Here is a 12997-nt window from a genome sequence, read left to right as displayed (position 1 = left end):
TTTCGGATTATTCATCCGCTCGGAGCATGTGTGAGCTGCAGCAAAGTCGAGCAGCAGGCGTCCGCTTCGAAGCAGATGGAGCCTCAATCCGAACCCGCTCAGGAGTGGACGATCGAAGGATATGTCCGCAGTTGTGACACATACCGCTCTGCTTAATGACGCCTGTCTTTTCCTTTCGGCAAGTCTGCCCGGACTCCCATAATCCTTGTCATTATTCGCCCGCTGTCGACGATTCGATCGTCCGCAGCGGGCGTTTTTTCCTATTGCTAATGATCGTATCGTAACGTTCGACATTTGGGAAGAAGCTCCAAAGAAAATTGGGTCCAACGGCCTAACGCCATCGTCCAACGCTCCATTTACAAGAGTTGAATTTCCATATACATTAGTCAGTAAAATGACAGTCGCAGCGGAGGCGTTTGCTGCGGCCTCATGAGAAGCGAGGAGATGGGATGAAAGACGTGCGACGTTGGACGGCTGCCGCTTTGCTCTGCTGCCTTGTCTTGAGCGGTTGCCGGATTGGCGATGGTTCTTCTGAACAATCTCGAACGGGACAAACTGGAACGGAACAAGCTCCACCGCAAGAAACGATGGATCCCCCGAATCAAACACCGCCGGATAAAGAAGCGGCGCCCCCTTCCTCCGGCAGCGAAGACAACGCTTCGACAGCGGAATTGCCGTATGCCCCGGAAGTTGCGGCAAGCGGCTTCGAGGTGCCGTGGGAGCTTAAAGCTGCGCCGGATGGACGTCTGTTTTTTACCGAAAGAACCGGTAATTTGCGCGTGATCGAGAACGGCAAGCTCGTGGACGAGCCCGTTCTGCAATTGGATGAAGGGCTTTATCGTCAATCGGAAGCGGGATTATTGGGGCTGGAGCTGGATCCGGATTTTGCCGAGAATCATTATATCTATGTATACCAGAGTTATATCGATGGCGGGCCGCCGAAAAACCGCGTCATCCGTCTCGTCGAGTCCGGCAACAAAGCGCGAATCGACAAGGTGATTCTGGACGGATTGCCCGGTTACCCTTACCATGACGGCGGACGGATCAAGTTCGGACCCGACCGTATGCTTTATATCACGAGCGGCGATGCGGGAGAACCTATGAACGCGCAGGATTTGAACCATCTAGGAGGAAAAATACTCCGCATTTCTCCCGACGGCTCGATTCCGGGCGACAACCCTTTCCCGGGATCCCCGGTATACAGCCTCGGCCACCGCAATCCGCAAGGATTGGCTTGGCATCCGGAAACGGGACAGCTGTACAGCTCCGAGCATGGACAGTCGGCTCACGATGAAGTGAACCTGATCGCCGCTGGCGCCAACTATGGATGGCCGCTTATTCAAGGCGACGAAACGCGGGTAAAACCGGAGGATGAAAGCGGCAGAGGCGTCGGCCCGTTGAAAACCCCGATCCTGCATAGCGCCGAGGATACGTGGGCCCCTTCCGGCATCACGTTCGTAACGAAAGGGCCTTGGGCGGGAAATTTGCTCGTCGCGAATCTTCGCGGCACGCAAATTCTCCGGCTTGATCTGTCGGAGGACGGCTCTTCGGTACGTTCCGTCGACAAGCTGTTCCAAGACGAGCTGGGCCGCATCCGCAACGTGACGGAAACGGCGGACGGCTCGATTTACATTTTGACCAGCAACCGAGACGGCCGGGGAGATCCCGGAAAGGACGATGACCGCATCATCCGGCTGAGGCCGTTGTTTTAGGGCGTGTATTCAAATCGATATAAGCCATTCTTTGGTTCGCCCGCTTGATAGAAGTTCCTAACGGCGTCAGCGCGATATCGGAAGGGCTGCGCCAGGAAGAATCACCGACCTCTCATATCCGGTCTATCATCATCTCCCCGGGAATGACAGCGACAGGTGTTCTTTCTGAATACGAGGATTATCCAAGCATTTCTCCCTACAGTGTCGCCAGAGCTATTGCATTTACAATTAATGAACCCGACGATGCCGGAGTTAACGAGATTGTGATTAGACCGACGATGCAATCGTTATAAACCTTGGAATTTTGTCGGGTATGGTCCATCTTCCATCACATCAGCCGCGGCTTCTAGCACGTGGCGGCATGACGTTCGTTTTCGCTGCTTTTTGCTCGCCCGCTGTCGACGGTTAGACCGTCCCTGGCGGGCTTTTTGCCGCTATTATTTTTTAGCTCAATACTGAAACAGTACTTGACGAGAACATGCGAGTGAACTTAGAGACGAAGAACAGTCGTGCGAGATAGTGGTGAAATTAGAGACGAAGAACAGTCGTGCCAGACAGTGGTGTGAGGCTCTTGGATGGACCCTAAGTCCGTTATTTCCTTCTGTGACCGCTTTCTTGTAACATTCGCGGACAGAAAATCCGTTATTCGTTCGTTGACCAGCCAATTGGTGAAGATTCAAGTCCATAAGCGGATCGTCTGTCCGCTTACATGCAAAAAACGACCGATTAGAGGGACATAGCGGATTCTGTGTCCGCTCGCGTCTATTCCATGCAACGGGGCACTTTTAAGAACACTAATTCCTGGTTTGAGCCATTATTTATTTGTTTCTTACCGGAACGCTTACAGCTTCTAGCAGATTTCCCCGGAAACTTTATATCGCAGCCGCTCGTCTATACATTAATATTTCTTCCTGAATATTCCGGCTCTATCTTCTTGATTGTCACTCAGAATTTGGTATAATAGGGGCTGTTTGTATCCGGCTGGGAGAAAAGGACTCATACTTACGACGTGGTTTTGCCGCAGGCCACACCTAAGAAGAGGCATTTGGAGTGCGATTTGCCGGTATAAAATGTGGGGAATACATACGATGAGCATGTGCCGTTGCAAAAACAAAGGGAATGCTTACGATGCGGTTTTGCCGCAGGCAAAACAAAAGATGATGCTTACGAAGCGGTTTTGCCGAAGGCAAAACCTGAAGGAGGATGGAAATGTCGGCTGAACCGATTGTTCAACTGCGCGATGTGACAAAGCGGATTGGAAACCGCACCATTATTGACAAACTGACGCTTGATGTGCCGCGGGGGGAAGTGTTCGGATTTCTGGGACCGAACGGATCGGGCAAAACGACGACGATTCGCATGATGGTAGGACTTATGTCCCTCACGGATGGGGAGATCGTCATCGGCGGCTCCAGCATCCGCACCGAATTCGAGAAGGCGATCCGCCATGTCGGCGCGATTGTCGAAAATCCGGAGATGTACAAATATTTGACCGGTTATCAAAATTTGCTGCATTACGCCCGGATGATTCCCGGCATTACGAAAGAGAGAATTGATGAGGTTGCGGAGCTTGTCGGCCTGAAAGAGAGAATCAACGAGAAGGTGCGCGGCTATTCGCTCGGCATGCGGCAGCGTCTGGGCGTGGCGCAGGCGATTCTGCACAAGCCTTCGCTGCTCATTCTGGACGAGCCGACGAACGGTCTCGACCCGGCCGGCATCCGCGAGCTGCGGGATTATTTGCGCCGGCTGGCGCAGGCAGAGAATACGGCAGTATTCGTCTCCAGCCATTTGCTGTCCGAGATGGAGCTGATGTGCGACCGCGTCGCCATTATCCAGACGGGCAAGCTGATCGATGTCCGTCCGATCCGCGAAGTAAACGCCGCAGCCGTTGCGGTTGCGGTTGTACGCCTTGAAGTGGACCGCCCCGAAGAAGCGGCCCGGCTGCTCGGCGCGTTCAACGCGCGCGTGGAGGATGGACAGCTTGCCGTTGAAGCGGACCGCGAAAGTGTTGCCGATATTAACAAACAGCTGGTCGAGGCGGGTCTGCGCGTCTACGGCATCCGCACCGTCAGCAAGTCGCTTGAAGATCAATTCCTGGAAATTACGGGGGGTGAACAAATTGTTTGATTTTTGGCAGCTGGTTCGAAACGAAAATATGAAGCTGTACCGGCGCATCCGCACGTGGATCATGCTCGCGTTTCCGGTGATCGGCGTGCTTGCCGTCTCCCTCATTGCCAACTCCGTCAGCAGCGGGCAGCCTTCCATGTGGACGATGATGCTGTACGAGTCGCTTGTTATGCTCCAACTCGTGACGATCTTCACCGTTGTCGTGGCGGCGGACAGCGTCGCCGGGGAATTTTCGGCGGGAACGATCAAGCTGCTGCTCATTCGGCCGTGGTCCCGTTCCAAAATTTTATTGTCCAAATATGTTTCGCTGCTGCTCTTTTCGCTGCTTAGTACGGTCATTCTGTTTGCGGCCGCAGTTGTGATCAACATGATCGTATTCGGCTACAGCGGAGGGCAAGCGTCCGCGATTGCGGATCTGGGCACGAATCTAAACGTCGGCGTCTGGAATTATATGCTTTCTTATTACGCGCTGCAGTGGATTTCCATGGTCGTTGTCATTACGCTTGCATTTATGCTGTCCACCGTCTTCCGCAGCAACGGACTTGCGATCGGCCTGTCGCTGTTCATCGTGCTGATGGGCTCGACGATTGCGACACTGCTGCGGGCGATGATGGAAAGATATGAATGGATCGAATACATTTTCCTCGTCCATTTGAATCTGACCGGCTATTTGAGCGGCGCCCCGGGCGACAACGGAATGACGTTCGGATTTTCGCTCGGCGTGCTTGCCGTCTATTACGTTCTGTTCCTCGCGGTTACGTGGACGCTGTTCCGCAAACGCGATGTGGCGGCGTAATTACTAACGTAATGATGTTCGTTATTTCGTTTTGACAGCACACGGCAATCACAGTATACTTAACCGTAGCTAAGTTACAAAACCGCATATGCATGAAACTGGAGGAGCCTGCCAAAAGCGGGCTCTTTTTGCTTTTTTCCGGGTGCCGTGCAAAATCGGGTGCTGTGTAGCGAGTGGAAACCCATACCGACCGTAGGCTGCATGTTTTTCACCACACTTCTAGATTTCCTGCAGTTGGAAAAACTAACGAAGAGATGAAGATGAGGGGAGAGAAAAAGTTGTCTTTGCTGCACGTTGCGATCATCGTACCTTTTTTGCTTGCATCCGCTGTGCCGCTGCTCGGCAGGCTGCTGCGCCGCGTTCATGCCGGATGGCTCGTCCTTCCGGGACCGGCCGTATTGTTCGGTTATTTTGTAAGCCGCATTCCGTTCGTCCGGCAAGGAGGGGAATTCGCGTCACTGCCTTGGATGCCGTCGCTCGGCATCGATTTTACCGTTCAGCTGGATGGGCTCAGCTTATTGTTCGCCCTGTTGATTTCCGGCATCGGCTCGCTTGTCGTTCTTTATTCCATCTTTTATTTGGATAAAAACAAGGAGCAGGTTCGAACCTTCTACGTCTATCTGCTGCTGTTCATGGGTGCGATGCTCGGCGTCGTGCTCTCGGATAACATGATGGTCCTGTACGGTTTCTGGGAGCTGACGAGCATCTCGTCATTTCTGCTGATCGCCTTCTGGCATCATCGGGAACGGTCCCGCTACGGCGCGCTCAAATCGATGCTGATCACCGTATTCGGCGGACTCGCGATGCTGGCGGGATTCATTCTCCTGTATGTGATGAGCGGCACGTTCAGCATTCGCGGCATCATCGATCAGGCGGGCACGCTGGCCGCTCACGAATTATTTATTCCGGCCATGCTGCTGATCCTGCTTGGTGCGTTTACGAAGTCCGCGCAATTTCCGTTTCACATCTGGCTGCCGGATGCGATGGAGGCCCCGACGCCGGTCAGCGCGTATTTGCATTCGGCGACGATGGTGAAGGCGGGGCTCTATCTCGTTGCCCGGTTCAATCCGTTCTTTGCGGGAGCGGCGGAGTGGTTCTGGCTCGTCTCGGGATTCGGGCTGATGACGCTCATTTACGGCTCGTTCCGGGCGCTAAAGCAGACGGATTTGAAGGCGATGCTCGCATTTTCAACCGTCAGTCAATTGGGCCTCATCATGAGCCTGCTCGGATTAGGCTCCGCCGCCGCTTCCGCTGCGGGGGCGGAAGCGCTGCTTTATACCGGGGCGGTTACGGCCGCCGTCTTCCACATTGTGAATCACGCCGCCTTCAAAGGCGCGCTGTTCATGGTGGCCGACATCGTCGACCATGAAACGGGGACGCGCGACATCCGCAAGCTGGGCGGCCTGCTGCCGCTTATGCCTGTCACGTTCACGATTGCGCTGTTCGGCACGTTTTCGATGGCGGGCCTGCCGCCGTTTGGCGGATATTTGAGCAAAGAGATGTTCCTGATGGCGGTGCTGGACACGCTTCATATGGACGTCTGGAACGCGCAGACGTGGAGCGTGCTCATTCCGGCCGTCGCCTGGATGGCGAGCGTGTTCACCTTCGTCTACAGCATGATTCTGCTGTTTCGGACGTTTACCGGTCCGCTGCAGCCGGACAAGCTGGAGCGCAAGCCCCATGAAGCGCCGCTCGGCATGCTTATTCCGCCCGCTGTGCTCGGGCTGCTGGCGCTCGTGTTCGGGCTGTTCCCGAACCTGCTCTCTCACTCGCTTATCGAGCCGGCGATAGCCGCGATTGTACCGCGCACGCTGCCGGCGGATGAGCACCTCGCCGTTCATATCGCCTTCTGGCACGGCTGGACTCCGGAAGTGTTCATGACGGCGGGCATTATTGCGGCCGGCATCGTTCTTTATAAGCTGCACAGGTGGTTTAAGCCGCTGCGCGAGCCGCTGTTCACCCGCATCTCGCTGAACCGCGCTTACGACTGGAGCCTAAGTACAGCCGAGCGGGGGGCAGCCCGCCTGACGGGCGCCTATATGACCGGCTCGGTACGCGATTACTTGAGCTACATCTTCGTCTTCTTCATCGCGGCGCTCGGGATTACGATGTTCCTGTCGGGCTCGCTCCGGATCGACATGTCGCAGTATGCGCCGCTTTCCCTATATGAAGCGGTCATTATCGCCGTGCTGATTGTCTCGGCCGCGGCCGTGCCGTTTGCCCGCTCGCGGCTGATGGCCATAATTTGGACCGGTGCGGCGGGTTATATGGTGACGCTGTTCTTCGTGCTGTTCCGGGCGCCGGACTTGGCGCTGACGCAAATGATCGTCGAAACGGTATCCGTCACGTTGTTCCTGCTCTGCTTTTACCACCTGCCCAAATTAAAAAGGGAAGTGTCCGCGCTGAGGTTCAAGCTGACCAATTTCTTGATCGCGACCGGCGTTGGCGCTGTCGTCACGTTAATCGCGCTGGGAGCAAGCGGCAGCCCGACGTTCGGCTCGATCTCCGAGTTCTTTCTGCAGGAAAGCTATCATTCGGCGGGCGGGAAAAATGTGGTGAACGTCATTCTCGTCGATTTCAGAGGATTCGATACGCTGCTGGAAATTACGGTGCTCGGCATTGCGTCGCTCGGCATCTACGCGCTCATCAAGCTCAGCCTGGATCCGGACGATGCCGCCGGCGGCTCGCGGTTGCGCACCGGCCGCCGGGAGCCGCACGCGGTGCGCATGAAGGGCAAGAGGCGGCCGGACATTCATCTGCCCGCAAGCAACGATGTCATCCTGAGGACGGTATCGAAAGCGGTCATTTTTCTCATCCTGACGTTCGCCTTGTACCTGTTTTTCTCCGGTCACCATGAGCCGGGCGGAGGTTTTATCGCGGCGCTGTTGACCTCATCGGCGCTCGTGCTGCTATCCATGGCCTTCGGCATGAACACGATGGAGCAGGTCATCCCGGTCGACTTCCGCAGCTTGACGGCAGCCGGACTGATGATCGCCCTGCTGACGGGGATCGGCTCGTTCCTGTTCGACGCGCCGTTCCTCAGCCATGCGTTCGGTTATTTCGATTTGCCGCTGCTCGGCAGGACGGAGCTGGCGACGGCCGTGCTGTTTGATCTGGGCGTCTATTTGTCCGTCGTAGGCGTCACGATGACCATCATTTTTACGATAGGGAGGGACATATAGTCATGGAGCTGTACATGTCTTTGGCGATCGGCGTGCTGTTTGCGGTCGGCGTCTATCTCATTTTGTCCAAAAGCTTGCTGCGCATCATTCTCGGCACCTCGCTGCTTACCCACGGCGTCCACTTGCTGCTGCTGACGATGTCCCGGCCCAAAAAAGGAGCGCCGCCGCTGCTCGGCGAGCATGCGAAGTCATATGTCGATCCGCTTCCGCAGGCTCTTATTTTGACGTCGATTGTGATCAGCTTCGGGGTCACCTCGTTCTTCTTCGTGCTGGCCTATAAAGCGTATCAAAAGCTCGGCACCGACGATATGGAGCAGCTGAAGGGAGACCAAGATGAATAACCTGATCGTCTTCCCGCTCCTCATTCCGCTGTGCACGGCGGTGCTGCTGATCTTCCTGAACGGCCGGCTCGCGCTGCAGCGGTGGATCAGCATGTTCGGCGTGCTGCTGTGCGCCGCTTCTGCCGCGGTGATGGTGTACCAGGTGGGGCATCGAGGAATCCAGACGCTGCAAATGGGCGGATGGATGGCGCCGTACGGCATCGTGTTCGTGGCCGACATGCTGGCGGCTCTGCTCGTGCTGACGACGTCGGTTGTCGCGGCTGCCTGTCTGCTGTATGCGTTCCGCACGATCGGGGAGCAGCGGGAGCGGCATTATTTTTATCCTTTTTTCCACTTTTTGCTGGCGGGCGTATCCGGTTCGTTCTTGACCGGCGATTTGTTCAACCTGTTCGTCTGCTTCGAGGTGCTGCTCATCGCCTCTTACGCGCTGATCGTGCTCGGCGGCACAAAGCGGCAGCTGCGCGAGACGCTGAAATATATATTGATCAATATCGTATCCTCGACCTTGTTCGTCGCGGCGGTCGCTTATTTGTACGGAGTGGTCGGCACGCTCAACATGGCGCACTTGTCCGTCCGCGTGGCGGAAGCGGGGCAGGGCGGAATGCTGAACGTTATCGCCGTGCTGTTTCTCATTGTGTTCGCCCTGAAGGCGGGGCTGTTCCTCTTCTTCTGGCTGCCCGGTTCCTACAGCGCGCCGCCGGCTGCGGTGTCGGCGCTGTTCGGCGCATTGCTCACCAAGGTGGGGCTGTACGCCATCATTCGCGTTTTTACGCTTATTTTCTACCACGATGCGGGAGTCGCACATGATTTGATCGGCTGGATGGCGGCGTCCACGATGATACTGGGAGGGATCGGGGCGATTGCTTTCTCGGATATTTACCGGATCTTGAATTATAACGTGGTGATCAGCGTCGGCTTCATCGCCTTTGGCATCGCGGTCGCTTCCCGGGATGCGCTGGATGGCGCGGTGTTTTATTTGCTGCACGATATGGTCGCCAAAGCGCTTATGTTCATGCTGGGCGGCATGATCATCCAGGCGGCCGGGACGAGCCGGCTGCAGGAGATGGGCGGCATGATCAAGCGGTACCCGCTACTGGGATGGATGTTTTTCATTGTCGCGCTGGCACTCGTCGGCATCCCGCCGCTCAGCGGCTTTCCCGGCAAACTGCTGATGGTCCGGGGCGGCCTGGCCGATCATGAATACGCATTGACCGCCATCGGCTTGGCTTCGAGCTTCCTCGTGCTGTATTCCATGATGCGGATTTTTATCCAGGCTTTTTTTGGTGAAGAAAAATCGGACCCTCAGCCTCAGTTGCCGCCCGGCAAAGGGACGGTTTACTCGGCGGTGGGGCTGTGCGTGCTTATCGTGCTGCTCGGTATCGGCTCCGAGTGGGTCTATTCGTTCGTTTCCCAGGCGTCGGACGCGCTTGTCCACCCGTCTGTGTATATTGATGCGGTACTAAAGGAGTAGTGGGATGGCGCTGCAAATTTTGTTGAATCTCGTCGTTGCTGTCGTTTGGATGTTTCTATCGGGTGAATGGTCCTATCCGCGGTTTGCGGTCGGCTATTTGCTCGGCATGGCGCTGATCGGTCTGCTGCATCGTTTCTGGCCGGAGGGGTTTTATATGAAACGGGTGTGGGCCGTCGTCAAGCTGCTGCTGCTGTTTCTGAAAGAGCTGGTCGTCTCCAGCTTCACTGTCATGGGCCAGATCGTCCGGCCGAAGCTGAATATCCGCCCCGGAATATTCGCGTATGCTACCGAGCTGAAATCGGATTGGGAAGTCACGTTGCTCTCCTGTCTCATCTGCCTGACGCCGGGGACGCTGACGCTGGACGTGTCGCGGGACGGACGCACCTTATACATTCACGCGATGGACATTGAAGACACGGAGCTGCTGTCGAAGCAGATTAAAGGAACATTTGAAAAAGCGATAATGGAGGTGACCCGCTAATGCTGTCGAATCTGCTGCTTGCATCGCTTATCCTGCTGTCGCTGGCTGTGCTCGGCTGTTTGTATCGGCTCATCAAAGGGCCGTCGATGGCGGACCGGATTGCGGCGCTCGACACGATCGGCGTCATTCTGCTGTCGATGATCGCGGTCATATGCATGCTGTTTCAAACGCGGGCCTACTTCGATATTATTTTGGTCATCGGGATTTTGACGTTTATCGGCACAACGGCATTTGCCAGATATATTGAAAGAGGTGATGTCATTGAACGCGGAGACGATAATGGGAGCCGGTGAGCTGCTGATCGGCCTGCTGGTGCTGTTCGGCGCTTTGGTCAGCGCGCTCAGCGCGTTTGGACTGATCCGGCTTCCGGACGTCTACTTGAGGTCGCATGCCGCGACCAAAAGCGCGACGCTCGGCGTGCTTGCCGTATTAACCGGCGCATTTCTTTATTTTATGTTTTACCTCGGCCATGTGAGTGCAAAGCTGTTACTAGGCATCGTGTTTGTCTTTATGACCGGGCCGGTGGCGGGCCACTTGAACGGGCGGGCGGCTTACCGGACGGGCGTTTCCTTGTGGCGGCACAGCGTGCGGGACGATCTGAAGGGCGAGTTGAAGCGCGCGCGGGAGGAACGGGAGAAGCGGGAAGTACGCGAGGAGCGGGAGGAATGGTAGGAGCGGTCGGAGTGGTAGGAGCGTGAGGGAACGGTCGGAGTGGTAGGAATGGTAGGAGCGGTAGGAGCGGGAGCGTGAGTGAGGAACGGTCGGAGCTGTCAGAGTGCGAAACACGGTAGGATCCGGAGGGCGGTGTGGCAGCAGTCAAGATGATCTAACGGAACTCCGTGCTCTTATTTTGCATTTATGAGCCCATTTGGATATTTAACGGAACTGACAGCTCTTATTCGATTCAAAATGGTCTATTTTCAGACAGAAAAACAGAAATAAGGTCCGATACTTCCGTTAGATTTTCAAATCGAACAACATGAGCTGAATAACGTCCACTGCGAGGCTGTCGATTCATTGTGGAAAGTTTTAATGTTGAACGGACACATGCAGAGAATGTATATGATTTTTCGAATACATATACAGAATCAGGGCTCAAATCACGTTTTGTATATGAATTTTCGATTAGAATCGACTGATTCGGTGTGTGTGCCGCTCATTATGTATGATTTTTCGCATACATTTTGTGGTCTTCCGCAGATTTCCGAAGTTATGAACAGTTAATCGACAAGCTCACTGCTTCCGTTAGCATCCAAGAACAACCTGTAATGGTAACGGTTTTTCAGGATCGTTCTAATAGGTACAACCAATACGTTCGAAAGAGGTGCACTTATGGTCTGGCTGGTCGCCGCGCTGCTCGTGTTTATTTTTCAAATCGCAACCATACTAATTCTCGAATACCGCAAACCGGCAAAAACGGTGGCGTGGCTGCTCATTCTGTTTGTGCTTCCGATAATCGGCTTTGTCATGTATTACTTTCTTGCGCAGGAATACCGGCATCGCCGCCGGGTGCGGAAGCAGGGCGTCATTGCCCGCGAAGTGCAGCTGCAGGCGCTGCGCCGCAGCGTGCTCGTTAACCGGCCGACCGATATGGACAATCCCGCCTTTCATCACCAGGAGCGGCTGTTCAACCTGCTGAGCAGTTTCTCGATGCTTCCGATTACGGGCTGCAACGTGAGCGAGGTGCTGACGAACGGGGACAAAACGTACAGCTCGATGCTGTCGGCGATGGAAGGCGCGCGTCATCATATACATCTCGATTTCTACACGTTCCGCAGCGACGCAACGGGCGAACGGTTCAAGGAGGTGCTCGTCCGCAAGGCGAGCGAAGGGGTGGAGGTGCGCCTTATTTACGATGGGGTCGGCAGCATCGATATCCGCTCATCCTTTGTCAATGAGCTCCGGGATGCCGGCGTCCAGGTCCAATGTTTTCTCGCGCCGCGCATCGCATTCTTCGATAAACGGATCAATTACCGCGATCACCGCAAAATCACCGTCATCGACGGCACGGCCGGTTTTGTGGGCGGCATCAATATCGGGGACGAATATTTGGGAATGGACAAAAAGCTCGGGTTCTGGCGGGATACCCACCTGCGGCTTGAAGGGGATGCGGTCTATTATTTGCAGCTGATCTTTATGCGCGACTGGTGGTTTACCGCCCGCGAGAAGCTGGACGATGCCGTCTACATGCCGGAGCACCGCTGCCGCGGCACGGAACAGGTGCAGATTGTCGCCAGCGGACCGGACAGCAATGCCGATTCCGTTCTGGAAAGCATGTTCTCGGCGATTGCCGCAGCGACTAAACGTATCTATATAGCGACGCCTTATTTCATTCCCGATCACAGCGTGCTGATGGGGCTGCGGACGGCGGCGCTGAGCGGCGTCGATGTGCGGCTTATCCTGCCGCATGTGTCCGATTCCAAGCTCGTCATGTATGCTTCCCTGTCCTACGTACAGGAACTGCTCGAGGCCGGCGTACGCATCTTCCGTTACCGGAAAGGGTTCTTGCACGCCAAAGTGCTTATCGTCGATGAACTGGTCGCGGCGGTCGGCACGGCGAATATGGACCTGCGCAGCTTCTTCAGCAACTTCGAAATTAACGCAATGCTGTACGATAAGGGCGCGATCCGCCGGCTGGAGCAGGATTTCATACAGGATTTGGACGACAGCTACGAGCTGAATCTGCACACCTACGCCTCGCGTTCCCGCCGGCAGCGCGCGTACGAGGTTGTGGCGCATATGCTTTCGCCCTTGTTGTAAAGGGAAGCCGCTGCGCGGGTGGATCATTCTTACGATCGCTGTTGTAAACGGATCGTTTTCATTTGTATTTTTAATTAAGGGAACGATCCGTCTAAGCGTATGCTTCCAAAGTGGCTTTCTTTCCAGA

Annotated in this window: 10 protein-coding genes; all 10 read left to right on the top strand. The window is 55.4% G+C overall.

Going from position 1 to position 12997, the window contains the following annotated elements:
• The first annotated feature begins 449 nt into the window (after positions 1-449).
• Entirely contained in the window at positions 450-1712 is a 1263-nt protein-coding gene (locus VN24_RS04205; RefSeq protein WP_045669398.1) for a PQQ-dependent sugar dehydrogenase, read from the top strand.
• Positions 1713-2921: 1209 nt separating this feature from the next.
• Positions 2922-3839, top strand: a complete 918-nt coding sequence (locus VN24_RS04200) for an ABC transporter ATP-binding protein (protein ID WP_045669397.1) — start codon at positions 2922-2924, stop codon at positions 3837-3839.
• Positions 3832-4635, top strand: coding sequence for an ABC transporter permease (locus tag VN24_RS04195; protein ID WP_045669396.1), 804 nt, complete (start codon positions 3832-3834; stop codon positions 4633-4635). The genes VN24_RS04200 and VN24_RS04195 overlap by 8 nt, the downstream gene beginning before the upstream one ends.
• Before the next feature lie 278 nt (positions 4636-4913).
• On the top strand, positions 4914-7817 hold the full coding sequence (locus VN24_RS04190) for a Na+/H+ antiporter subunit A (RefSeq protein WP_045669395.1): 2904 nt from the start codon (positions 4914-4916) through the stop codon (positions 7815-7817).
• 2 nt (positions 7818-7819) lie between these two features.
• Positions 7820-8158, top strand: a complete 339-nt coding sequence (locus tag VN24_RS04185) for a Na(+)/H(+) antiporter subunit C (protein WP_045669394.1) — start codon at positions 7820-7822, stop codon at positions 8156-8158.
• Complete coding sequence (locus VN24_RS04180; RefSeq protein WP_045669393.1) at positions 8151-9629, top strand: Na+/H+ antiporter subunit D; 1479 nt, start codon at positions 8151-8153, stop codon at positions 9627-9629. The genes VN24_RS04185 and VN24_RS04180 overlap by 8 nt, the downstream gene beginning before the upstream one ends.
• Before the next feature lie 4 nt (positions 9630-9633).
• Positions 9634-10110, top strand: coding sequence for a Na+/H+ antiporter subunit E (locus VN24_RS04175; RefSeq protein WP_045669392.1), 477 nt, complete (start codon positions 9634-9636; stop codon positions 10108-10110).
• The gene (locus VN24_RS04170; RefSeq protein WP_045669391.1) at positions 10110-10403 is read left to right on the top strand and encodes a Na(+)/H(+) antiporter subunit F1; all 294 of its coding nucleotides are present in this window, start codon (positions 10110-10112) and stop codon (positions 10401-10403) included. The genes VN24_RS04175 and VN24_RS04170 overlap by 1 nt, the downstream gene beginning before the upstream one ends.
• Positions 10390-10782 carry a monovalent cation/H(+) antiporter subunit G gene (gene mnhG / locus VN24_RS04165; protein ID WP_082083609.1) on the top strand — a complete coding sequence of 131 codons (393 nt, stop codon included), beginning with the start codon at positions 10390-10392 and terminating at the stop codon, positions 10780-10782. The genes VN24_RS04170 and mnhG overlap by 14 nt, the downstream gene beginning before the upstream one ends.
• A 660-nt stretch (positions 10783-11442) precedes the next feature.
• A complete protein-coding gene (gene cls, locus VN24_RS04160) occupies positions 11443-12870 on the top strand; it encodes a cardiolipin synthase (protein ID WP_045669389.1) in 1428 nt (475 codons plus the stop codon).
• Positions 12871-12997: the final 127 nt, after the last annotated feature.

The sequence above is a fragment of the Paenibacillus beijingensis genome (assembly GCF_000961095.1).
GTDB classification, from domain to species: Bacteria; Bacillota; Bacilli; order Paenibacillales; family Paenibacillaceae; genus Paenibacillus_O; species Paenibacillus_O beijingensis.
The sequence above is the reverse complement of the archived record's forward strand: the minus strand, read 5'-3'. Positions and strand labels throughout refer to the sequence as shown.

Excerpts from the sequence above, each read along its gene's own strand:
- VN24_RS04205 (WP_045669398.1), top strand. The coding sequence starts at position 450 with ATGAAAGACGTGCGACGTTGGACGGCTGCCGCTTTGCTCTGCTGCCTT.
- VN24_RS04200 (WP_045669397.1), top strand. The coding sequence starts at position 2,922 with ATGTCGGCTGAACCGATTGTTCAACTGCGCGATGTGACAAAGCGGATT.
- VN24_RS04185 (WP_045669394.1), top strand. The coding sequence starts at position 7,820 with ATGGAGCTGTACATGTCTTTGGCGATCGGCGTGCTGTTTGCGGTCGGC.
- VN24_RS04180 (WP_045669393.1), top strand. The coding sequence starts at position 8,151 with ATGAATAACCTGATCGTCTTCCCGCTCCTCATTCCGCTGTGCACGGCG.
- VN24_RS04175 (WP_045669392.1), top strand. The coding sequence starts at position 9,634 with ATGGCGCTGCAAATTTTGTTGAATCTCGTCGTTGCTGTCGTTTGGATG.
- VN24_RS04170 (WP_045669391.1), top strand. The coding sequence starts at position 10,110 with ATGCTGTCGAATCTGCTGCTTGCATCGCTTATCCTGCTGTCGCTGGCT.
- mnhG (WP_082083609.1), top strand. The coding sequence starts at position 10,390 with ATGGGAGCCGGTGAGCTGCTGATCGGCCTGCTGGTGCTGTTCGGCGCT.
- cls (WP_045669389.1), top strand. The coding sequence starts at position 11,443 with ATGGTCTGGCTGGTCGCCGCGCTGCTCGTGTTTATTTTTCAAATCGCA.